25 protein-coding genes are annotated in these 23,329 nt (G+C 41.9%); 6 read left to right on the plus strand and 19 right to left on the minus strand.

The window, feature by feature from the left end:
* Nucleotides 1-89 precede the first annotated feature (89 nt).
* The 4 genes from nirB (at nucleotide 90) to cobA (ending at nucleotide 4,811) form a co-directional block, all read left to right on the plus strand.
* On the plus strand, nucleotides 90-2,648 hold the full coding sequence (nirB, locus tag VME0621_RS19280; protein WP_006070702.1) for a nitrite reductase large subunit NirB: 2,559 nt from the start codon (nucleotides 90-92) through the stop codon (nucleotides 2,646-2,648).
* A gap of 2 nt (nucleotides 2,649-2,650) precedes the next feature.
* The gene (nirD, locus tag VME0621_RS19285) at nucleotides 2,651-2,974 is read left to right on the plus strand and encodes a nitrite reductase small subunit NirD (RefSeq protein ID WP_062459591.1); all 324 of its coding nucleotides are present in this window, start codon (nucleotides 2,651-2,653) and stop codon (nucleotides 2,972-2,974) included.
* 97 nt (nucleotides 2,975-3,071) lie between these two features.
* Nucleotides 3,072-3,932, plus strand: coding sequence for a formate/nitrite transporter family protein (locus VME0621_RS19290; RefSeq protein WP_006070704.1), 861 nt, complete (start codon nucleotides 3,072-3,074; stop codon nucleotides 3,930-3,932).
* A 126-nt stretch (nucleotides 3,933-4,058) separates the two neighbouring features.
* Nucleotides 4,059-4,811, plus strand: a complete 753-nt coding sequence (cobA, locus tag VME0621_RS19295) for a uroporphyrinogen-III C-methyltransferase (RefSeq protein ID WP_006070705.1) — start codon at nucleotides 4,059-4,061, stop codon at nucleotides 4,809-4,811.
* Between the two features lie 34 nt (nucleotides 4,812-4,845).
* Here the strand turns inward: cobA and VME0621_RS19300 are convergent, their stop codons facing one another.
* The 14 genes from VME0621_RS19300 to VME0621_RS19365 are packed head-to-tail and all read right to left on the minus strand — an operon-like array spanning nucleotide 4,846 to nucleotide 16,464.
* Nucleotides 4,846-5,511 (minus strand): OmpA family protein, encoded by a 666-nt coding sequence (locus tag VME0621_RS19300; RefSeq protein WP_062459588.1) that lies wholly within the window; start codon nucleotides 5,509-5,511, stop codon nucleotides 4,846-4,848.
* A 5-nt stretch (nucleotides 5,512-5,516) separates the two neighbouring features.
* Nucleotides 5,517-7,088, minus strand: coding sequence for a TadE/TadG family type IV pilus assembly protein (locus VME0621_RS19305; RefSeq protein WP_062459586.1), 1,572 nt, complete (start codon nucleotides 7,086-7,088; stop codon nucleotides 5,517-5,519).
* Between the two features lies 1 nt (nucleotide 7,089).
* Complete coding sequence (tadF, locus tag VME0621_RS19310) at nucleotides 7,090-7,614, minus strand: tight adherence pilus pseudopilin TadF (RefSeq protein ID WP_062459584.1); 525 nt, start codon at nucleotides 7,612-7,614, stop codon at nucleotides 7,090-7,092.
* Complete coding sequence (locus tag VME0621_RS19315) at nucleotides 7,614-8,099, minus strand: TadE family protein (protein WP_062459581.1); 486 nt, start codon at nucleotides 8,097-8,099, stop codon at nucleotides 7,614-7,616. Before VME0621_RS19315 ends, tadF (VME0621_RS19310) begins: the two co-directional genes overlap by 1 nt.
* A 5-nt stretch (nucleotides 8,100-8,104) precedes the next feature.
* Nucleotides 8,105-8,818: a tetratricopeptide repeat protein gene (locus VME0621_RS19320; protein ID WP_062459578.1), complete on the minus strand. Its 714-nt coding sequence runs from the start codon at nucleotides 8,816-8,818 to the stop codon at nucleotides 8,105-8,107.
* A gap of 1 nt (nucleotide 8,819) precedes the next feature.
* Entirely contained in the window at nucleotides 8,820-9,671 is an 852-nt protein-coding gene (locus VME0621_RS19325; RefSeq protein ID WP_062459575.1) for a type II secretion system F family protein, read from the minus strand.
* On the minus strand, nucleotides 9,668-10,573 hold the full coding sequence (locus VME0621_RS19330; RefSeq protein ID WP_062459572.1) for a type II secretion system F family protein: 906 nt from the start codon (nucleotides 10,571-10,573) through the stop codon (nucleotides 9,668-9,670). The genes VME0621_RS19325 and VME0621_RS19330 overlap by 4 nt, the downstream gene beginning before the upstream one ends.
* The gene (locus VME0621_RS19335) at nucleotides 10,573-11,847 is read right to left on the minus strand and encodes a TadA family conjugal transfer-associated ATPase (protein ID WP_062459569.1); all 1,275 of its coding nucleotides are present in this window, start codon (nucleotides 11,845-11,847) and stop codon (nucleotides 10,573-10,575) included. The genes VME0621_RS19330 and VME0621_RS19335 overlap by 1 nt, the downstream gene beginning before the upstream one ends.
* Nucleotides 11,844-13,079 (minus strand): CpaE/TadZ family protein, encoded by a 1,236-nt coding sequence (locus VME0621_RS19340; protein ID WP_062459566.1) that lies wholly within the window; start codon nucleotides 13,077-13,079, stop codon nucleotides 11,844-11,846. Before VME0621_RS19340 ends, VME0621_RS19335 begins: the two co-directional genes overlap by 4 nt.
* Nucleotides 13,079-13,564: a hypothetical protein gene (locus VME0621_RS19345; protein ID WP_082795520.1), complete on the minus strand. Its 486-nt coding sequence runs from the start codon at nucleotides 13,562-13,564 to the stop codon at nucleotides 13,079-13,081. The genes VME0621_RS19340 and VME0621_RS19345 overlap by 1 nt, the downstream gene beginning before the upstream one ends.
* On the minus strand, nucleotides 13,561-14,922 hold the full coding sequence (locus VME0621_RS19350) for a type II and III secretion system protein family protein (protein WP_062459563.1): 1,362 nt from the start codon (nucleotides 14,920-14,922) through the stop codon (nucleotides 13,561-13,563). Before VME0621_RS19350 ends, VME0621_RS19345 begins: the two co-directional genes overlap by 4 nt.
* Complete coding sequence (gene cpaB / locus VME0621_RS19355) at nucleotides 14,922-15,764, minus strand: Flp pilus assembly protein CpaB (protein ID WP_062459560.1); 843 nt, start codon at nucleotides 15,762-15,764, stop codon at nucleotides 14,922-14,924. The genes VME0621_RS19350 and cpaB overlap by 1 nt, the downstream gene beginning before the upstream one ends.
* A gap of 9 nt (nucleotides 15,765-15,773) precedes the next feature.
* Nucleotides 15,774-16,217, minus strand: a complete 444-nt coding sequence (locus VME0621_RS19360) for an A24 family peptidase (protein ID WP_062459557.1) — start codon at nucleotides 16,215-16,217, stop codon at nucleotides 15,774-15,776.
* Nucleotides 16,218-16,239: 22 nt separating this feature from the next.
* Nucleotides 16,240-16,464 (minus strand): Flp family type IVb pilin, encoded by a 225-nt coding sequence (locus VME0621_RS19365; protein WP_062459554.1) that lies wholly within the window; start codon nucleotides 16,462-16,464, stop codon nucleotides 16,240-16,242.
* Nucleotides 16,465-16,790: 326 nt separating this feature from the next.
* Between VME0621_RS19365 and VME0621_RS19370 the strand changes: the two genes are divergently transcribed.
* Together VME0621_RS19370 and VME0621_RS19375 are read left to right on the plus strand one after the other, a co-directional pair.
* A complete protein-coding gene (locus VME0621_RS19370; RefSeq protein ID WP_062459551.1) occupies nucleotides 16,791-17,642 on the plus strand; it encodes a LysR family transcriptional regulator in 852 nt (283 codons plus the stop codon).
* Between the two features lie 160 nt (nucleotides 17,643-17,802).
* On the plus strand, nucleotides 17,803-18,522 hold the full coding sequence (locus VME0621_RS19375) for a transglycosylase SLT domain-containing protein (protein WP_167542835.1): 720 nt from the start codon (nucleotides 17,803-17,805) through the stop codon (nucleotides 18,520-18,522).
* Between the two features lie 2 nt (nucleotides 18,523-18,524).
* On the opposite strand, the gene VME0621_RS19380 is transcribed toward VME0621_RS19375, so the two are convergent.
* From VME0621_RS19380 to VME0621_RS19400, 5 genes are all read right to left on the minus strand, one after another.
* Entirely contained in the window at nucleotides 18,525-19,919 is a 1,395-nt protein-coding gene (locus VME0621_RS19380; protein WP_082795519.1) for a hypothetical protein, read from the minus strand.
* A gap of 105 nt (nucleotides 19,920-20,024) precedes the next feature.
* Nucleotides 20,025-20,678, minus strand: coding sequence for an OmpA family protein (locus tag VME0621_RS19385; protein ID WP_062459543.1), 654 nt, complete (start codon nucleotides 20,676-20,678; stop codon nucleotides 20,025-20,027).
* Between the two features lie 8 nt (nucleotides 20,679-20,686).
* Nucleotides 20,687-22,294, minus strand: coding sequence for a pilus assembly protein (locus tag VME0621_RS19390; protein ID WP_062459540.1), 1,608 nt, complete (start codon nucleotides 22,292-22,294; stop codon nucleotides 20,687-20,689).
* A gap of 4 nt (nucleotides 22,295-22,298) precedes the next feature.
* Nucleotides 22,299-22,859 (minus strand): tight adherence pilus pseudopilin TadF, encoded by a 561-nt coding sequence (tadF, locus tag VME0621_RS19395; protein ID WP_062459537.1) that lies wholly within the window; start codon nucleotides 22,857-22,859, stop codon nucleotides 22,299-22,301.
* Nucleotides 22,846-23,328 (minus strand): TadE/TadG family type IV pilus assembly protein, encoded by a 483-nt coding sequence (locus tag VME0621_RS19400; RefSeq protein WP_062459534.1) that lies wholly within the window; start codon nucleotides 23,326-23,328, stop codon nucleotides 22,846-22,848. Before VME0621_RS19400 ends, tadF (VME0621_RS19395) begins: the two co-directional genes overlap by 14 nt.
* Between the last annotated feature and the right edge of the window lies 1 nt (nucleotide 23,329).

Genomic DNA, 23,329 nt, shown 5'->3' on the forward strand with positions numbered 1-23,329 from the left:
AAAAGTGTAATTGATTTACATCATGTTTTAATTTTCTTTCACATTTAACAATGCTCGAAGATTCGAAGAACTAACACTTAGGTATTAATATGAGCAAGATGAAGCTTGTCGTGATAGGAAACGGCATGGTTGGTCATCGTTATCTCGAGGACTTAGTCGAGAAAACCGATATGGCTAACTATGACGTCACCGTTTTCTGCGAAGAACCACGCGTCGCTTATGACCGCGTCCACCTCTCCTCTTACTTTTCACACCACACTGCAGACGAACTTTCCCTAGTTAAAGAAGGTTTCTACGAAAAGCACGGCATCAATGTCCTTATTGGTGAACGCGCAATCAACGTTAACCGCGAAAACAAAATCGTTTATTCAAGTACTGGTCGTGAAATTAAGTACGACAAGCTTATTCTCGCAACAGGCTCCTACCCATTTGTACCACCTATTAAAGGTAACGAGAGCAAAGACTGTTTTGTTTATCGTACTATCGAAGACCTAAAAGCTATTGAAGCAACGGCGAAAAAGAGTAAACGCGGCGTTGTTGTTGGTGGCGGTCTACTTGGTTTAGAAGCAGCCGGAGCACTTAAAGCACTGGGCGTCGAGACACACGTTGTGGAATTCGCTCCAGTATTAATGGCGGAACAGTTAGACCTTCAAGGTGGTTTGCAACTTCGCAACAAGATTGAACGTATGGGCGTTCAGGTTCACACAAGCAAAAATACACTTGAAATCAAAGCCGAGGGTAATGAAGCCCGCAACACTATGGTGTTTGCTGACGGTACTGATCTTGAAGTAGATTTCATCGTGTTCTCTGCGGGTATCCGTCCACAAGACAAACTTGCTCGTCAGATGGGCTTAGGTGTTGCACCTCGTGGCGGTATCGAAATTAACAACTTCGCTCAAACTACTGACCAAGATATTTATGCGATTGGTGAGTGCGCTTCGTGGAACCGTACTTTCTACGGGTTAGTTGCTCCTGGTTATAAAATGGCGACAGTTGCTGTTGACCACTTGGTAGGTAACGACAGTCAGTTTGAAGGCGCAGATATGAGCGCTAAGTTAAAGCTACTTGGCGTAAAAGTGGGCTCTATTGGCGATGCAAATGGCCGTACTCCTGGTTGTAAGAGCTTCGTATACCAAAACGAAGAACAGGAAGTTTACAAGCGTTTGATTGTTTCTGAAGATGGCAAGAAGTTGCTTGGTGCTGTAATGGTTGGCGATACTTCTGATTACGGCGATCTACTTCAGCTTAAGCTCAATGAAATCGAACTTCCAGAGCACCCTGATACTTTGATTCTACCTGCGCATGCTGGTGCTGAAAAGCCGACACTAGGTGCAGATTCTCTACCTGAATCAGCCGTTATCTGTTCTTGTTTTGATGTCACTAAAGGCAAGATTGCACAAGCTGTTGCTGACGGTCACCACACGATTGGCGATATTAAAGCAGTGACTGGCGCAGGTACGGGCTGTGGCGGTTGTATCCCTCTTGTTACCTCGGTCCTTAATGCTGAACTAGCAAAATCAGGCATCGAAGTTAAAAACGACGTTTGTGAACACTTTGCTTACTCTCGCCAAGAGCTGTTCCACTTAATTCGTATCGAAGAAATCAAGACGTTCGAAGAACTACTTGAGAAACACGGTAAAGGTTACGGCTGTGAAGTGTGTAAACCTCTTGCAGGCTCTATTTTAGCGTCTTGCTGGGGCGAGCATATTCTTAAGCCTGAGCTTGTGAAACTGCACGATACCAACGACAACTTCCTAGGTAACATTCAAAAAGACGGTACTTACTCTGTCATTCCTCGTATGGCGGGTGGTGAAGTTACTCCTGAAGCACTGAAAGTGCTTGCTGAAGTGGCAGCAGAGTACAGCTTATATACCAAAGTCACGGGTGCTCAACGTATTGGTCTATTTGGTGCGCAAAAAGACGACCTTCCTGCTATCTGGAAAAAACTGATTGCGGCTGGCTACGAGACTGGTCAAGCGTATGCCAAAGCACTTCGCATGGCCAAGACTTGCGTGGGTTCAACATGGTGTCGTTATGGTGTTCAAGATTCTGTTGGCCTGGGGTCACGCATCGAGAACCGTTACAAAGGTATTCGTACTCCTCATAAGATGAAGTTTGGCGTTTCTGGCTGTACTCGTGAGTGTGCTGAGGCTCAAGGTAAAGACTTGGGTATTATCGCGACGGATGCTGGCTGGAACATGTATGTATGTGGTAACGGTGGTATGAAGCCACGTCACGCAGACCTACTGGCTTCTGACTTAGATGAAGCAACGCTAATTCAATATATCGACCGTTTCATGATGTTCTATATCCGTACTGCTGCACCGCTACAACGTACTTCAGTTTGGATGGAAAACATGGAAGGCGGCGTCGACTATCTACGTGAGGTGATCGTTGATAACAAACTTGGCATCAACGAACAGTTAGAAGCCGATGTACAGCGTCTAGTGGGTGACTACAGCTGCGAATGGAAGAACACAATTGAAGATGAGTCTCAGCTTAAACGCTTCTCTCACTTCATCAACAGCGATCTTCGCGATGACAATGTTGTTTTCGTTCAAGAGCGTGAGCAACACCGTCCAGCGACATTTACAGAGAAACACCCAGAAGCTAAAGGTGACATCCTACACGTTGAGTTGGAGAAGTAATCATGGCATTTCAAAAAGTATGTGATATCCAAGACATCATCCCTGGCACTGGCGTATGTGCATTGGTGGATGGCAAACAGGTTGCTATTTTCCGCCCAACGGCCGCTGAAGAAGTGATGGCGATCAGCAACATGGACCCGTTCTACCAATCTAACGTGCTATCACGTGGATTAATTGTTGAGCACCAAGGCGAGCTTTGGGTAGCAAGCCCTCTTAAGAAACAACGCTTTAACCTAGCAACAGGTACTTGTATGGAAGATGAGCGCTTTAGCGTGAAAGCATACAAAACTCGTATTGCCAAAGGTGCAGTAGAAGTTTCGGCGTAAGCCAAGAGACTGAATAGCCTATAGGGGTTAGAAACCTTAGCCCCTATCACTATTCAATCTTAACTTTTTAACTTTAACTTTTAATAGGTACAATTCTATGTCTGCTGATTTTAAACCTGCGCAGTTTGTGCAAACCATGATCGACGTTGGCGAAGCGAAAACAAAAACAAGCACTCGCGACCTCCTCCTTCGTGGCACAATGGCCGGTATCATCCTGTCTTTAGCGGTAGTTGTTGCAATCACAACAATCGTCCAAACGGGTATCGGTATCGTAGGCGCACTCGTCTTCCCTGTTGGCTTCGTTATTCTAAGTGTGATGGGCTATGACCTTGTAACGGGTGTATTCGGTCTTGCGCCATTGGCTAAATTTGCTAACCGTCCGGGTATTACTTGGAACCGTATTTTCCGTTGTTGGGGCCTCGTAGGTTTGGGCAACCTAATTGGTTCTCTTATCGTTGCTTACCTTGTAGCAGTTTCACTAACTGGTAACTTCTCTCTGGAACTTAATGCGGTTGCTAAAAAGTTTGTAGCGGTATCGACAGCTCGTAGCCTTGGTTTTGAGAACATGGGCATGGACGGATGGATCACCTGTTTCGTACGCGGTATCTTCTGTAACCTTATGGTATGTCTTGGCGTTATCGGCAACATGACAGCACGTTCTGTATCAGGTCGTGTGGCGATGATGTGGTTCCCTATCTTCATCTTCTTCGCACTAGTATTTGAGCATACTGTGGTAAACATGTTCCTATTCCCACTAGGTATGATTCTTGGTGCTGATTTTGGTATTGCAACTTGGTTGAACTTCAACCTAATCCCTACCATTCTTGGTAACATCGTTGGCGGTCTTATCATGACTTGTCTCCCGCTTTACCTAACTCACGCTAAAACTGCACCATCTCTAGATGCACAAGCAGACGCAGAAGTGTCAGTGAACGCTGAACCAGCACTGAGCAAATAAGCTTATTGGGCCTCGTACTATGTGCGAGGCCTTGTTGATAGCTTCTTTGGCTATAAACAGTATTAACTTTGCCATTATCTGAGTTTTACTTTTTATATCCAAAATTTGAAATTGATAGGCATAACTATGACCACTCATCAAACATCTTTAAACACTGGCTTCGTTTCTCTAGTCGGTGCAGGGCCAGGAGACCCTGATTTGTTGACAGTGAAAGGATATCGCGTAATTCAATCGGCTGATGTTGTCGTTTTCGACCGTTTAGTCTCTAAAGAAATTCTTGCACTTGCCAAACCTGATGCTGAGATGATTTATGTGGGCAAAAAGCTCGATTACCACTGTGTGCCTCAAGATCAAATCAACCAGATATTAGTTGAACAAGCACAGTTAGGGCTCAAAGTGGTGCGCCTCAAAGGCGGCGACTCCTTCATATTTGGTCGTGGCGGCGAGGAGCTGGAAACACTGGCAGAAAATGGCATTAGTTTTGAAGTGGTTCCAGGAATTACCGCAGCGGCTGGTGCCACAGCCTATGCTGGCATCCCTCTCACCCACCGCGACCACGCTCAAAGCGTACAGTTTATTACCGGACATGTTCAAAAGGACGGTCGAGAAATTGAGTGGAGTTCACTGGCTCAATCAAACAATACACTTGTGTTCTACATGGGTCTGAAGCAAAGCGGCCGTATCACTGATAAACTAATTACCCATGGTCTTGACGAAAATACGCCGTGCGCAGTGATTGAAAACGGTACACGCAAAGAACAGCGCGTTTTCCAAGGGCCACTTAACACGCTGCCTACAATGGCAAGTGAGGCTGAAAGTCCTGCATTGATCGTGGTTGGAAGTGTTACGCAACTGCATGATAAGTTGAAATGGTTCTGATATAAAAAAGCCCAGCTATCTCGCTGGGCTTTATTTATTGATTATCTACTTTCGAGTCCAACGGTATATAAACATCAGAACGTCGATTTTGAGATCGCCCATCCGCTGTTTTATTCGAAGCTAATGGCTCAGATTCACCAAATGTTTTTAACGTTGTATTCTCTTTCCTCACCCCGTTACTGGCTAGTTCATTAGCCGTTGCCGTTGCACGTCTCATTCCCAATGCTTGGTTGTACTCATCAGAACCTACCCAGTCTGTATGCCCTTCTACAGTCACCTCAAAATTGTTAGCCGCTAACTGCTTGGCGACTCCAGTTAAGGTTTTGTGAGCCAAAGGCGTGAGATTGTATTTATCAAAGGCAAAATGTACCCGCGCAACCAAGTATCCCTTTTCAGTCGGTTCACCAAACTTAGCAATGCCCAAATTCGATATGTAAGTCAAACATTCCTCGGGATTGGTAATGAGTGCAGACATCTTAAGTAACTGCCATTTAAGCTCATCATCCGTGCTGGTTTCCGTTACCTGCATATAACCTTGTCGATGTGTTCCCACACCTTCGATATCACCAATGGTTATATTATGTGAATACTCATAGTGCTTAGCTCCACAATACTCTGTAATGTGAGCACTTTCTTCATTAGCGACGGCATTGAAACTGCTAACGACTGCGATTGCTAGTATAGCTTGTAATTTCGACATCCTAATCACCCATATAAACGTGTCTCGCCTGTTCCTTGTGAGCCTTTTTGAATTAGCTCTTCGATTTTTTCTATAAACTCTTCGGTATCCGTTACATCTGTGATGTCTTCATCCGGATTTAACACACAATCTTGGAATCCACTTTGCTCCGACGCCGCAAAGTCGATGCCGATCACCGCAATATACAACCCTGGTATTTCTTCTCGAGCTTTGTCACACATACCTGCATCAACAAGCCCTTTTAGAATACCGTTGTTTGGACTTTCTACCCCATCGCTAAGCACCAAAACCATTTTGATTTTGTCATTGTACTCAGCCAACTCGTCTTCATCCGAAGTATCAGGTTTACCGGCAAGCATATGTTGAAAACCGCGTAGCATACCTTGAAATGAGGCAGTACTCCCATCAGCCCACATATCATCTATGACATCAATTTCTGTTCGATCGCTGGTAAGGTCAATAGAATAAAACTGATTCTCGTTAGAACTTCCATAACCTCTATAAAGCTCTAAACTGTCTAGACGATACTCGGTACGCGCATCTGGAAATTTGTTGATGAACATTTCAGCCACACTCAAATCAAAGTCAACATAGTCATAAACTTCAACATGATACGACCGGTCATTATCATCTTCATCAATATCAAAAACACTAACTAGCCTTTGTGCTTGTCGCCTTTCACCATTCCGGCCATTGGGACAATCATCTCGATCCTGAGAGCAATCGTATACTTCGCCAGATGTATACTCTCGCCATTTGTTCCAGTTAACGTCTTCATACGTCCGAGGAGAATCGTCTTCATCGACATCGTCTCGGTAGCGCAATTGAGTCACAGTAAACACATTGCTGCCATTAGACTCTCTAGTTCTAATATTAAACGGCACAACCGCTACACGATTATCCAACTTACTTGTGAGTTCAGGCTGGTCATCGTCAGCGCAATAGTCTTCGTTAGTTGCTGGATCAGTTTGTATGTCACTACAGAGCAACTTATCAGCAATCTCTTTAACCGCGACTTTTAAGTCAGCGATCTTGCAGTTCGTCGCGGTACACGGGTCACTTGAATTCCCGCCCCATTGCCAACTCATAGAGCCTGAAAAGTCTGAAACAAAAACGATATCTATATTCTTATCGCCTAGGTTGAACGGGTATTTTTTGGCAACAGCGACCCCTTTTAGATCTTGGGTTTCTCCAAACACTGGTATCAGGTTGCTAGCAAACCAAGAATTATGATTAGTCGTTGCTTCAACCGTATATTGGATAAACTCATCCACATCATTTTCTGGGTCAGGGGCTTGATAAAAACGCGTAGCTACTACTGTTTCACTGTTAATGTCTCTGACGTAATCTCGGATATAGTCTTTTGCCATTTCATTCGCGTTAGCAGATTGGTCCTCTATTGTTACTGCTGAAGCAGCGGCTTGTGCTGCATCTCGTAAGCGATTCGTTTCTTGGATGTATCGCGTACCTTCGACAGCAAAAAACGTCATTCCTAACACTGGAATAAGCGTAAATGCTAACCAAACGGCTGCAATTCCTCGTTGCCGCCGTGCACATCTTCTATACATATAACTCATACTACCTCCCCGCTACTACTGAGCTAGATGTGATGGTCATTGTAGGCGAACCATTGTTTCCCCAAAATCGTGCAAACCACGAACGTCTCTGCTCACACAGTGAAACTTGATATAGGGAGTAAACCGTTTCGTCTTCGGTGGGAACTAACTCCGGCTTTTGGTCAATTGATGTTGACTGACACCCTAATGCACCGTATTGAACACTGGTATAGCTATCGACAGTCGTGGTGTTATGCAGCGCTTCTATTTTAATTGCAATATCTTCTTCTGACGTATTTAACATTCTTGACGCCAAAGTATGCATGTCGTCTCGATCTCCATCGTTAAGCACGAGACGATCGTTGTAAAACCTTGCACGTTCTTTCAAGATATTCACTAGAGCAAAGCTCGCTCTATCTAACTGGGCTCTAACAAGCAACTTATGACTGAGATCCGTCATAAACAGAAAAATGCCTATAAGAACAATAACGACAAAAAAGAGTTCAATAATGAACGTGCCACGCTGGTGTTTTCGAGAGTACTTCATTATTCTCCCTCCCACCCTTCATGTTCTAGTGTTAGCACTGTTGTTCTGGTAATTGTCTTTTCAGATGCACCAAGTACGTTGAGAATTGGGATATATTGATAATCCAAAGTTATTTCCGCCAAAGCGTAACCTTGCTGAAAGCCAGCATCGTCTTCTGAATAACCCACATTGTCGACAAAATCTTGATATGAATTAAAGTACTTGCCTGTTATCTGAAAATTCTCTTGAGGTGCTAAAAAGCTCCATAGTTTTCCATCCGATGTAATAAGCTCATCAAATCTATTTTTATAGTTATCATGAACACTACCACCTTCATACACCTTGGCATTTCTCACTGTTTCTCGAAGTGAATACTCAACCAAGTTAGTTACATATATTTGGTAGCCGGCTTCAAATATTAACAACGTCGTTAATATTAGTGCGATCGCTCCTACTGCAAATTCAACAGTTGTCACCCCTTTACAACGAGAAATCCGAATAAACATAACTACTACCCATCAGATTTATAGAGTTGACGTGATATTTTCGACACTTGGCTATCGCTATATTCATCATTTAACAACTCTCTGGCTTGATCGATTCTTCCTAGTTTAAAAAACGCTATTGCTAAGTTCGCCTTAACCACCTGATTACCGGGGTTTTCTTTAAAAACTGGCGTGAGCAACTGGGTTACTCGGAAATAATCACCTTTTGCTAAGTAGACTACTGCTAAATTATTTTTAATTATCAGGTCATTATGACCTTTGAGCCTTGCTGTATTGAACTCTTGTTCTGCTTGGCTAAATTTATCTTGCTTGCTATAAGTAATGCCCAATAGCACATGAATATGACTCGATGTATTGCCTAGCTTCAATGACTGTTTGTAGCGAGTTTCTGCGTAGCTATTTTCGTTCATTTTGTCGTGAATCTGACCACGCAACTGTGCAAGTTGCCAGTTTAAAACGCCATCATTTAATAAATGATCTGCATAAAACTGCGCTGACTCTATATCACCTTTGTCAAAATAGACTGTTGCAAGCTCTTGTGTAATTTCATTGTCTTCAGGTTGATTTTGCAAATGCCCTTTATAGTGCCGAATAAGTCCATCATGATTGTCCACTCGCTCCATGCTGTTTACAATATCTTGATTACTTGGGGCCGAACTTGAAACACAGCCAAATAAAACAATGGTTAATGAACAAATCAGTAAACTTTGAATATCCATATTATTTCCTTAAACTCGTGAAATCGAGTTGCATCACTCCGGGCGCAAGAATCAAAATTACGATTGGGAACATAATGAGAAGTATCAATGGTACACTCATCTTTGCAGACAGTTTGCCCACCTTTTCTTCCACTTTGAGTAATTGGATACGACGCATATCTTCGGCTAAATCACTCAATATGTTGGCTACCGATGTTCCGTATTGGAGGTTTTGAATTATTGTTAATACGAAGCTTTGCACTTCTGGTGCAGGTAATCGGTTATTTAAATCACTCAGTGCTTTCTCAATGCCGTGGATTTTTCCTGAATCCGAGGTTTTCTTAATTTGATAACTTAAATCGCTGTCAAATGCAGCGAGTTCTTTATGCAAATAATCGAAAGATGCTTCGATAGTCATACCTGTTTGAACACACACTGACATAATGTCTAATACATAAGGTAAGTTTCGAGAGATCTTTCTCACCATTAGCTTCTTTTTAACATCAAGGATAAAGTCAGGAACAATAATCACAGTTATCATAACTACGACAACAACAATGACTTTAGATAGCACTTCTATGTCCATAAACAATATTGCCAGTGACAAGCACAGTGCTAGAAAGAACTTGGTAGGTAGATAGTATTTAGCAAGGTTTTTATTGTAGTAGCCCGCGTCAAGTAACTTTTGTTCCAACTCTTTACGTTGTTCCTTTGCAAAACCAATAATAATTCTATTATTTTTTACAGGGCTAATTGTGTGAGACTTAGAAATAAATGCTTTGATCTTTCTCTGCCTACCATTAGTTTTTACCATTTCAAAAACAAGAAATGCAATGGCAAAGGTAATGGTAAACAAGCATATAAGAACAATCATAACTTCACCGCTTTAACCAATAGCCAAACGATAAACAAACCAATCAACTCACTACCAACAACATAATAAAATACCCAAATACCTTTAGGGTCATGAAGTATGTAATTAATATTATCCGGGTTAACGTTGTACAAAATGACTGCAAAAATAACGGGTATAGCCGCAACAACTTTCGCTGATATCCTAGCCTCCGAGGTCATTGCCATTTTTTTGGTTTCCATCGTTCTTGAATCCACTAATACGCGGATCAAACGGGCCAAGACTCCTCTTAGCTGTCCACCTCGGCTCATATTGGCTCTAATTGCAATAGTGAAGAAGATAAACTCCGGATAAGGAAACCTCTTCGCAGCACGCTGTAAAACTTGATCTGGTGACTCTCCGAGTTTGAGCCTATCTCCCATGTTCTTAAACTCTCGGCCTACCTCATTATCAAGGTTTTGACCAACGAAACTCACCGCTTGCATCAAACTTTCGCCAGCCGTAACAGCACTCATTAACACATTTAATGCATCAGGAAATGTTTGTTGAAACTGAGCTCTACGGCGGTTTGACAACCATTGATACCCTAAAAAACCAAATACAAGCAGGGTAACGACAAATACAATGACTTGATTGGAACTAAGCATCTCGAACGCAATGTACCAAGCAGCAGCAATACTAACTATGACGAACAAACCGACCATGATATTGGCACGTGGGCCAAGAGTTTGAACAGAAAACTTAAACGACTCTTGAGCTTGCTTAATCCCCTTTTTAGGTACTAACGTTCCTAAGTTAATTGCAGAGGTTAGTTCCTCTTGTACGCCGCTGTCAGGGAAATACTGCGCGACCTTGTCCTTCTTGCCCATGGCCAAAAGCATTGCTACGACACCGAGTAATATGAACGAGATCCAAATAAGCATTACCTTGCTCCATTAAATGACATCATCAGTTCTTCGTATAAACCGTAAAACTGAGACTTTTTAACTAACTCTGATCGCTGCATGATCCCTTGAGTGAGAAACGACCCTTTAACATTTTCCCCATATCCTGATTCTTCATACTTAAAGCGATAAATTTCTTCCATCACCACATTTTCACCCTCAAGTCCCACCACCTCTGAAATACTGGTCACTTTCCGAGAGCCATCTCTTAATCGATTCACTTGCACAATAAGCTGAACTGCACTGACTATCGAACGCCTAATGGCATCTAGAGGCTGATTAAGGTTAGCCATCATGATCATAGATTCAACACGGCTAATGGCATCACGAGGTGAGTTGGCATGAAGCGTTGACATAGAACCATCATGACCTGTGTTCATAGCTTGAAGCATCTCAAAAGCTTCAGGTCCGCGACACTCCCCTAAGATAATTCTGTCTGGCCTCATCCTCAGCGCGTTGATAACGAGGTCTCGTTGAGTCACGGCTCCCGTTTCTTCTATACTGGCAGATCGAGTTTCAAGGCGAACTAGATTTGGTTGTTGTAGCCTTAACTCCGCCGCGTCTTCAATTGTGACAATACGCTCATCATCCTCAACATAGTTAGATAACGCATTAAGTAACGTTGTTTTGCCGGAGCCGGTACCGCCAGATATAAGGATGTTCATCCGACAGCGAGAGGCAATAGACAAGACTCTAGCCATGTCTAAAGACATTGAGCCTATCTCAACAAGCTCTTCTACTCCGAAGTTTTGCTCTCTAAATTTACGAATTGAAATTGAAGTGCCATCGAGGGCAATTGGTGGAATAACAATGTTCACACGACTCCCATCTTCCAAACGGGCATCGACTGTTGGCGATAATTCATCCACACGTCTACCAACACGCGCAGCGATCAACTTGGCAATAGCCAGGACCTGTTCTTCACTTACGAACGAAATATCTGAGCGGTGAAGCTTACCGTTTTTCTCAAAAAAGACATCCGTTGCGCTGTTTACCAAAATATCGGTAACTGTGGGGTCGTCGACAAGCGATTGAATTGGGCCTAACCCAAACAGTTCATCCATCATGCTCTTTACAAGACCACTTTTCATCATCGCAGTAATCGGTCGTTCGAAATTGTTCGCGAGCACGTCTACGGCATTACGAATTTGGTTTTCGACTTCTTTTTGGCTAAGTGTTTGTATTGCTTCAGGGTCGAGTGCTTCGAATATCTGCGACCTGAATGCGACATATACTTCCTTGTTTGAACTCATCTCCAACCCAACCTTTGTAGAATGCTTTTGTTAGCGTTGATGGGTTGACCATTAACCAAACGCGCCAATTGATCGATGGATCGGTTCACTGAACGGTCATGCTTATACACTCGCTTACCATCGATCTGCAGGTGAGCAAGTTGCTTACAGTATTCAAAATCTAAATCGACACTCGCACCTAAGAACTTCGTGACATCATCGTGTGCAATGGGGAAGTTATTATTGGGCCTATGGTGGTTAACGACGGTAACGATTCGAGTCCGTTTCTTAGTAAGGTCTCTCGATGTGTCGATCTCAGAGATAAGTGCTTTCGCTTTTCTTACCGCTGTAACAGTAGGTTCTATGACAATAGCTATGACATCGTAATTTCTGACTAACATGTCACAATCTAGGGGAAAGTCGACGCTGCCTGAATAATCTTCGACGATAAAATTGGTATTATGAACCAACAATTCACAAAGCGTTTGATTGTAGTTTAGTAAGTCTTGTTGTTCTGCATTGCCCTGTATCGACAATAATCGAAGTTCAGAGGAGACGGATGTTAAGTAACTAAGCGCTCCTTCCATATCAAGTTCATGTAACGGCACAGATAATTCGTCTAATTGCCGTGCTGAAAACTCCGTGAGCCCTAATAGTACATCGGTCCCGCTACCGCTGTACTGATGGTCAACCAAGATAGTATCTACACCTTCACCTGCTAGTTTTGTACCAAGTTCTGTTGCAATAAACGATGTTCCTACCCCCCCTTTACTACCTACAACAGCGACTCGTTTCGCTCGTCTTTCCTTACTCACACCCCTTTGTGCTTTTAGGTCATTGTTGACGTGCATAACAAACTCAGCAAATTCGTATTTGTTAATTGGCCAAAAAAGATAGTAAAAACCCATTTCTTTCAAGCTACGTAGTGTTGAAATTGCATCTTCTTTACCGATAACGATCACACCTTTATGCGTCGGAAGTTTCGCCGCCACTGCCTGCGCATCTGCCACAACATTCGAAGATTCATTTAGCTCTAAAAGAATAAGGTTGCTTTCTTGTTTCGAGTAAAACTCACTGTCTGCCTTGTGCTGCTGAACTCCTATCGGACAATCCCATCCTTCGAACTCAAAAAGCTCTTCAACCAAATTACGACATTCCTCTGTCTGATAAACTAATGAACAAGTTATGTTAGAGCTAGTAGAGCTCGATTTCGGCTTTTTGGATTCCGGTAACTTTTTAGTAATATCGAACATTAGATTCCCTCCACCAGACGTTCTTTATGAGCCACTTGCTGAACTCTTGCCGCTTCTGAAAAACAATTTCTGCTGCTATTTTGAGTTTCGATTTCTACGGGTTTGCATTTGGCTTTCGCTAAGTTATGAAATGTTATGGTTACCTTAACATCTGAGCTAAGGGCGCTATTTTTAGTCATTGAAAACGCATCCGCTCGATTAGGTAAGAATTTGAGCTCTTTCATTGAATCGTTCAACATTGATTTTGCAGTGTTGTTTTTGTACTCGATGATGTAGGTTGGCCCGGTATCAATACCATCAATAGTGTCGAATATTTGCGCTAATTTCTTCGTGGCTTCGGTCTTATCTTTGGCAGAAAACTCATACACATGAGTCTCCGGATAAACTAGATACTCCGCCCCTTTACCGTTGTAGTATCGTTCACTGCATCCTATGAGTAACAACAAAGGCAGTAACCAAATTGAGGTTTTTATTGAGATATTCATTGCATGAACCCTCCTTTAGATAAGAGCTCAATGGTAGGGCTGGAACCTTCATTCGTTTTTTCTGGCTCGGAGATATTCAACCAGCGGCGCAAAGTATTGGTTTTGGTGATGTATGGAAGCTGGATATCCTTTCTTTTCGTCGGTTTAACCAAGTTCACCGTTGCGACAATAATCAGCTCTGTTCGACGTCTGTCGGTTGAAGACTTTCTGAAAGCAGCGCCAAGCACGGGTATGTCGCCAATAAGGGGAGTTTTTTGGATCTCTTCAAAGTCCGCGCTACTCATAAGGCCGCCGAGTACAAAGCTATCACCATCACCAAGCTCTATGGTGGTCATCGCTCTGCGTGTCGCTAATTGAGGCACCTCAATACCTGCAGCTCTTATATAACGCTCGATTTCACTTACTTCTGGAAAAAGCTGCATGCGTATCTTTTCTTCAGTTAGTACTTTTGCAGTAAGGTCGAGTTTAATACCAAACTCTTTAAAGGTGATATTTACATTGTTATTGGTAGAGACAATAACCGGGACTTCCCCACCTACGAGAAAACTTGCTGATTCGCCAGAGATCACCGTGAGATTGGGTTCAGCAAGTACTTGTGCGACATTTTCATTACCAAGCGCTGTGATGAGAGTGGTTAAATCAGCAGCTTCAAATTGCTGGAACAAGAACTGGCCAACGTTAGCACCAAATGAAGACCAATCGACACCAACCGTCTCGGCGAAACGCTCTGTCACTTGCGCAACGGATATTTTCACATTGACTTGTTGCACAGTCGCCACTTCAAGTCGTTCTATTATTCCATCCCACGTCATATTTCTCTCAAAGATCATACTCTCTGGTTCTTCGATAGAAATATTGTCATTCTGGAACTTAAGCTTCTGGATTTTATCCCATTTCTCTAGTTTTTCTCGACCGAGTAAAGTTGCAACAAGTCGATAGATATCGTCTCTTTCTCTCTCTGAGTTTACGATACCACTCACAGCAACTTGGTTTCCTACGGACTCGATTTTCACACTAGTATCAGGGAATAATAGTGCGACTTGGCGACGCACTTGACTCAAGTCTATGTCAGCTATGATACGTTCAGAGTAGAGCAACTTCTCTGATTCACCATAAATCATCAACCTAGCTTGACCGACAGCTTTTGAGAAAATAACTATGGAGTTTTCATTAATAACGTTGTAATCCACAACATCAGGATCACTGACAAATACCTTTGTTATCCTTTCACTAAGCTCTATGTTTTTAGCATCGTTTACTGTTATGTAGGTTTCACCTGAGTAACTGAATGATGACAAAAACAAACTTAGGAAAAAGACGGAGAGACTATATCCATATCTCAGTATTTTGCAGTCCATTACAAATCCCCTCCAAAGCGACTATTTTCTGAAGGCGAACCTCTTAACTCTTCTACGCCAACATAATTGTCCATAACATTTCTAACATCAGCGTATACAGGCTCTTGGTATTCACGACTTCGATAAACCTCAAGATGCATAGTTCGTTGCGCCAGAGCTAATCGCGCCACTTCCTCCGGTGGAATTTCGATTATAATCGTTGTAAAGCCATCTTCTTTGTTTTCTGATACTGGCTTAACACTTTGTTCTTCGGAGCCACCCATATTTAAGACTTTGACATTCTGCAAAAATAAGGTAGCTGTTACGCCTCTAAATTTAATTGGCTTCTCTCGTTTTCCGGATAAGTTATCACTAGGCGAACTTACCGTTAAAATATCGATATGTTCTCCTGGGCGAATAAAATCACTGATAAGGTTTTTACTGCTGACAACTAGGGGATAAAGTGTCATGCCCTCAGTAACAAGAAGATCAATGTATCCCGGAGCATCCTTTTTTGTGAGCATCTCGGGAAGAATCAGCTGTCCGGCTGAAACAGGTGAATTGAATAATGTGGTAGGGTCGAAATCTAGCTCAACATCAGAGCGGATACCCTCATCAAGAGCAGCTGTAAGCAATAATTGTTCGCGCTTTACTTTGGTCGTATCAATTGGTTCACCCCTAGAAATGGGCTCAGTAGATCTCCAGACCGTAACATATTCCGCTTTAGATTCGACGGTAGGAGTTACAACTTGTTTTTCTTCCACCACTGGATTTTGTAGCGGTTTATTCATCGTTGAATAAATGCCAAGAACCCCAATTAATATTGCTAGAAATGCCACAGCAAATATTATCTTCGACTTCATAATGTTTACCTATATAGATATATATATCAGTGGTAGGCAGAACCCTATAGATATTGCAACTCCATAGGGTAATCCGCGTTGATCATTCTTCGCTGAAATTAGATTGAAACGATATTTGGATAATCGAATGACTGCTAACACACCACCCAAAATCATCGTTAACCAAAGTGCTAATACAGTAACAAAGTTAGGTAATGCCAGCGCAAGTACGGCAATCAACTTAACGTCACCACCAGCCAACCAACGAAAGTGATAAATCACTAGCAAAATGATAATGAGAAAAATGTAGTTATGGAGGAACGGTGCCGTATAATACTGACTTCCAATTAATATTGACAATACTGCTAGCATCGCAAGGTGAGTATTCGGAATAATTCTTTTTCTAATATCAGAAACTGAAATCAATACCAAAACTATCACTATTGATGCTAGCAGAACAATATTATATACCATGATACTATTAAGTAAGCGTAGATTAACTAGCTGTAAGACCAGCGGTGTTTTTGATATCTGTGCCTATATCATCAAAAGCGCCTTTCAACTCTCCTAACATACTATTGTCCGAGAACACTAACACTGCTGACAAGAGTACAGCCATAGCCACTGCTATCAAACCATACTCAATGGCGGTTACACCGCGTTGATCTTTCTTAAGCGTGGTCAAAAATGACATAGCTTTCACATATAGAGTCGTAAACATAATCCTATTCCTTTTATGACTGTTTGCCCTTGGCATTAGTAAAGGTAGGCATTGGATCACCGTCTCAAAAGTGAACGCTATCGGAATTACCGATAGCGTTTGAGAAACATAAATAAACTATTTTTAGTAATTTATAATTAGGAATAACTAAACCTTCGCAATTTTCAATATCTTACTTTTCAATTTCTTAATTCTCATTGAAAATTAAAATCTCAAATCGCCCATCTGTAGTGTGATATATATCACACTATTCTCAATATGACATTCTATTTGCAAATAGAATGTTACGCTTAAATCGTTACTTTACCTTATCGTAGAGCGTATGTATGAAGCTACCTTTCGACAATTTGCTATCGTTTCACTCCGTTGTTACTAATGGTTCATTTAGCAAGGCCGCCAGAAAACTTGCTAAATCTCAGTCAACTATTAGTGGCGCCGTCAAAAACCTAGAGAATGAGCTTGGTTATGACTTATTAGAGAGAAAAAACAACTCTATTGAATTGACTTCTCGAGGAAAGAAAATCTTTCAATTAGCAACACCGATTGTGTCAAAATATATGGAGCTTATTAATGTTGCAGAAGCACTGAGCTTTAAAGATGAAAGTAAATTAAGGATAGGTATCGACCCACTCGTGTTTGACCATAATGTCAAGCACACACTGATGGAATTTTCTGAAATATATCCTGATACGGAACTTACAGTTGTCACAAAACCGAGCTATATCCTTGGGCAATATATTAACAACCATCAAATAGATATCGCCATAGGAAACCCTTACCATAAGACAGAGTTTGACTTCAACGTCGATGAGTTATTCTTGGTTAATTGTCATTGGATTGCACATAAGGATTTCTCTGAAACCGATAGCTATATATCCGCAAGGCTTTTGCTCATCGACGGTAGCGAAGACATCATTGATATCTCCAGTATTGCTCGGCACAATATTTGGGTTCTGGATGATACATCTACAATTCTAGAGCTATGTTTAGCAAAAAAAGGAATAGCGTTTCTTCCTCAGCACCTTGTTGAAAATCATATAAAAAGAGATTCAATTATGATGATTAACGATCAAACATTACTATTTGGCCGACAGATATATGCATCACTAATTTGGTCTCAACATGGTGATTACAGCATTCACCATCAATGGCTACATGATCGATTAAGGAAGAAATAACATGTTTCCTTAATAGTATCAAAACCAATACACTCCATTTTTCAAAAGAACGCTAAGCTTAAATTTTAGGTTTCTTGCTTGCTATTCTCTTATGCTAATAATTTCACGTAGTATCCTATACCTATTGTTAACGGTAGTTTTTCTACTATATCAAAATAATGTGTATGGAAAGCAATACATAGAGGTTGTCTCGGACAACAGTTCTTCTTCAGAGAAACTCAAGAGTCAAAGCTCGGCTAAATCAAGATTGACTACAATTAATCCATCTCAGTCTAATCATAATATTATCCAACTTCGTGGAGGCAGGAGTCAAAATCAACCTCTCTCCTCGCCCAATATCACAGCGGGTAGTGTTAACAGCACTTTATATCAACCAATTATCCGCGCTTCTTCAGAAAAATGGAACGTTGATGCTAGTTTGATTTATGCTGTAATCCATGTCGAAAGTTATTTTAATCCTACAGCACAAAGCCCTGCTTATGCGTACGGACTAATGCAGATAACAGAAGATGGAGCGGCGCAAGAAGTCGCAAAAAGATACAGAGGGGGTGTGAGCTATTCCATTCAACAAATCTTTGACCCTACAACTAACATCGATATCGGAACTGCTTACCTTAGTATTCTTGATACCGTGTACCTTCGCAATATAAGAGATCGAAGCTCTAGAAAGCTACTCGTCATAGCAGCTTACAACTGCGGCCTTAGCAATCTGATGAAATATGGATTCGATACCCAATCTTTATCACACCTTACTTTTAGAGTCAGTCAACTCACTACTGAGCAACTTTATGTTAAGCTTACTAAAGAGTTTCCAATAAAAGAAACGCGCAACTATGTTGCGCGTGTCGTAGAAATGCAAAATCGATATTTAAACCGATAAGGTTAATTCATACTTACCATGCAAATAAACCGATTAGTATCAAAAGCTTTGTCAAGTTCTTCATGTTTTTCCGAAGAATACACCTTACCTTTTTGAGTCCAATAATCTCCAGGTGCAAGGTCCGCATATAGCTCTAAATACTGATAAGCGGCTTGCGTTGGTAGTTTAGAAGACAAACGTTGCTCACAATATTGAATAGCGTCTTCACGATTTAGGAATAGATCATGAGACTTTTTGTTCCCCTGAAATCTAGGTGATAAATAGGTAAATGCCTGATCTTTATAAATTACCTTATTAGTATAATGCGTTTCATTTTTTGAACTAGCTGATGTCGCTTCCTTAATCTTGCTTGGATTTAGAACGCTTTTAGTAAACTTTGTTTTATGACTGCTGGGTATGGTACGACTGATCGCATTGCTCGTTTCTTTTAAAACAAGCTTGTCCGAGCTTGTTTTGCTAGCAAATGGGAAGAAATAATCTCCACCATTCTTTAAGTTAAGTTTTAACGACTGTGCTTTTCCATTATTTACAGCACGCACGCTGTAGACTCCGACATAATTACCAGTTACATCAACACGTTCACCAGAACCGACCTTCTGGTCGTTAATATAAAAACTTGTTTTAGAGGAGTTAGATCGAAACACAAAACGCACATTATCCAAGTTCAGTGCTTTCCTAAGCTCAACTTCAGTGTTAGTGCTGTAACTGTGTTTATAACTCGCATCAGCAATGAAGCTTAAATCACCATTTAACCTTTGTGTTGCATCGACCACTCTGAATCCAGTGAGTTTAATACGAGATAAACCACCTTTGCTAATTACAAATGCATTTTTTATCGACGGTAGATTTCGGTTTACACAAGTCGATAGGCTCTCCGCCACATTACATTGCAAACTACCCTCATATGTATCTTTAACTACTTGCTTAGCTTCGTTCATATGACGGCTCTTTATTTGCTCATATAGAGCAAGAATTGCATCATTCTTAACCCTTTCAACCTGAGCGGCTTGTTGCTGGCCATGAGACAGTTCTTTTTTAGTTTCAGCAAGTTGCTTTGCTGCAATCTCTACCTGATGCTGCATTGAGTTGACTTTCGCTGATAAGTTACGAAGAGTCAGAATCAACGATTCGTCGTAGACGCCTTCCACCAGTTTATCCTTAAGCCTAGACGTCTCTGATTTTATCATTTCTATATTGTTGTCGAGCTTGATCTTGGTTGATTCAATGTCTGCATTCAACTTATTAAATCGAGCTATATTCTTATCGATTCTCAACTCACTGTATTGCTGCTCATACGAAGAGTTAATGTTGTTTAACTTGTCTCGTTCTTCAAAATCAATAAGCTCCGACGCTGCAACGACACTACTCCAAGTCATCACAACCATAATGGCGATCATTCTTTTGTATCTATCCACTGCCACTCTATTGCTATCCACCATGACTCCATTCAGTTTGATGTGGCAACTTCCCTAAACAGACAAGATGACCACTTAGTTATTGAATCATTTGTTCACTGATTTAACCGTGCTACCGGAAGAAACCCATATCTCCGAACGTCGATTTTGCGCTCGCCCTTCTGTCGTCGAGTTGGTCGCAATCGGCTTGGTTTCGCCAAAGGAACGCACAACAATATGATTCTTATCCACGCCTTTTGAGATTAGGCCATCTGAGGTTGTTAACGCTCTTTTCAGCCCAAGTGCTTGGTTATACCCTTCGGGTCCAGTACTGTCGGTGTGCCCGTCTATAGTGATATTACTAGCCTGTTTCCCTAGCGTATCTGCTAAACGATTTAATGCTTCATCGCCCATGGGAGTGAGATTGGCTTGGTCAAAACCAAAATGAAGACGTGCCACTAAGCCTCCTTGTTCTTCCTTTCCTTGCTCATCACCTATCCAAGTTGTGCAGCCTGACTGACTTAAAGCAAGGCTAGATTCCCCGGCCAAAAGCTTTTTTAAGTCACTGTCATCTGACTTTTGTTCGATTTGTAAAAAACCTTTTCGATGCTGCGCAATACCTGTGATATTCCCGACTGTGACACTGTGCTGATATTCATTAAAAGTGTTATCGCAATAAACGGTTTGCCCCTCTCCTGCATTTGCGGCCAAACTGTATGGCAACGTCGACATGACAAGTGCACCAATCACTAACTTCTTCATATTTTCCTCTAGTACAACTTAGTTATTCCGCTTGTTTTAGAGCCCTTGCGGATGAGTTCTTCTATCTTCTTAATCAATTCATCGAGGTTGGATACGTCGATAATGTCTTCGTTGGGGTCAACTACACAGTCTTGAAAACCACTTTGTTGAGACGCTTGAAAGTTAATACCTATTACACCTATGTATAAGCCGGGTATTTGCTGTCTTGCTTTATTACACATGCCAGCATTCACCAGTCCCCTCAAAATGCCGTTGTTAGGGCTCTCTTGACCATCGCTTAGTATGAGCAGCATTTTTATTTTCTTTGTATAGGCTTGCTGCTCATCTTGATCGGAACTATTGGGATCACCTTGCTTAAGAATTTGCGCTCCCCTCAATATTCCTTGGAATGCAGCGGTGCTTCCGTTCGCCCACATTGGTGAAATGGCATTTAGATCCGATAGTTTGTTAGTTAACGCGATATTGTGAAACTGTGTGGAGCTTTGGTCACCAAAACCCGCGTACAATTGGACGCCGTTAATTCGATAATAGTTAGATGACAACCCTGATTTGTCGCTAAACATAGTGGATACTGTCTGATTGAAGTCAACATAATTGTAATCATCTGGATAGTAGTAACTTCTCGACAGAACATCATTTATTCGTTTTGCATATTGCTGGTTATTCAGCGCGTCTTGCGGGCAATAACGGGCATTGTAGTAGCAATTTTGACGACGATTCCAACTCCAGTTTCTTACAGGTTTACAGTTCCCCGGATTATTGGCACAGCTTGATACTTGATTCCACGACTCACCGCGCCAGGCATCCCATGGTACTTGGTTGTAGGTGTATGTAGAACGATTAGCGTGAGTATCGTTTCTGTAGCTAAGTTGACTCGTTGACCTAGCATTTTGAGAAGATATGACTTCTCTAGTGCGAATATTGAACGGAACGAAACCTACACGGTTAAGCAGTTTATTTGCTGTCGAGTCTTGTCCTTGTTCATCGCATACATCTTCCACATTACCGTTTACTTGCTCACGGTGAATTGATGTACAAAGAATTTTGTCTGATATCTGATTAATTGCTGTTTTTAGGTCATCGATCTTTCTATTTCGATTAGTACCCCATCGGCTATTCATTGAACCAGAAAAGTCGGAAACAAACACGATATCGATATTATTATCCCCCAGATAGACTGGGTATTTTCTCGCTAAGGAGCGTCCCGCTAGATCTTGCTGGTCACCGAATGATGGAATAAAGCTGCTCGCAAACCAAGAGTCATGCGTCGTTTTAGCATTAACCGTATACTGGATATACTCCAGAACACCTACATTTGGGTTCTCTGCCTGATGAAATCGCTGCGCGGTCAGCGCCGTTGACTTGATATCGCGTACATAGTTTTCAATATATTTAGTCGCAAGATTGTTAGCGAGCGTCGGTTGATCTTCAATTGTTACGGCTAAAGCGGCTGCTTCAGCAGCATCCCTCAGACGACTAGTTTCTTGAACATAACGTGTCCCTTCAACTGCCCAAAACGTAAAGCCCATAATAGGTACAAGCATCAGTCCCATCCAGATCGCGGCGACCCCTTTCTGACGACGGAGACTTCGATGCTGATAACGCTGCATTCTCATTACACTATCTCCCGGGCAGTATTGAGGATGAAACAATTTTGACGGTGGTACTGGTACCGCCATTTATAAAGGGTTCAAACCAAGAATGTTGTTGCTGACATATGCTCACTCGATACAGCGGATAGATAACCCCTTTTTCCACAGGAGCTAAATCAGCGTGATCTTGGAGTAAGTCAGTCTGACAATTTAAGCTATTAAATTTGTTACTAGTAAACCCAACCACGGTCGTTTTATTGGTCAGCGATTCAATTTTAAGTGCTACGTTTTCGGGCGCTGTATTTAGCATCCGACTCGCAACTTGAGTAAGGTTGACTAGATCAGAGCTGGTTACTGCTAGATTCTTTCCAGCAGCAACATCGGCATCAAAATAGCGAGTACGTTCTTTGATTACGTTGGCGAGCGCGAAGCTCGAGCGATCCAACTTGGCTCGAACAAGAAGCTGATGACTCAAGTCTGTTGAAAAGAGATAGACAGCACACAGAGCCATCATGACGAACGCCAATTCGATTGCGAAAGCTCCTTTTTGGCGATGTCTGGAACATATACCGTGGTTATGGAGCGTCATCTTTCCACCCCTCATGTTCTAAATTGAGTACCATAGTACGAGAGATGGTGCTATCAGACGTTCCCCAAAACTTGAGCATTGGAGAGTAATGATAAGTGACTGTGATTTCTGCCAAATCATAGTTGAAATTCAACCCTTGGCTCGAATGCCCTCGGTTAGCAATGAAATCGTCATAGGTTTTGAAGTACTTGCCATCTATAGAAAATCTCGAGCTATCGATTAAGAAGTGCCATAAGTTTTTATCGTCTTCGATAAGTGCCTTAAACTTCGCTTCGTATTGCTGATTGATGCTCTTTCCTTCATAGATTTTGGTGTTCCTAATCGTTTCTCTCAGCGAATACTCGGTCATATTGACGACGTAGATCTGGTAACTCGATTCGAAAATAGCAAATGTAGCGAAGATGAGTACGATGGCTCCCAAAGCAAATTCAACCGTTGTAACTCCTTTTTGCTTGTACAGGCGATTCATT

Origin of the sequence: Vibrio mediterranei (assembly GCF_900088415.1) — a bacterium.
In the GTDB taxonomy this organism is placed as follows: Bacteria; Pseudomonadota; Gammaproteobacteria; order Enterobacterales; family Vibrionaceae; genus Vibrio; species Vibrio mediterranei.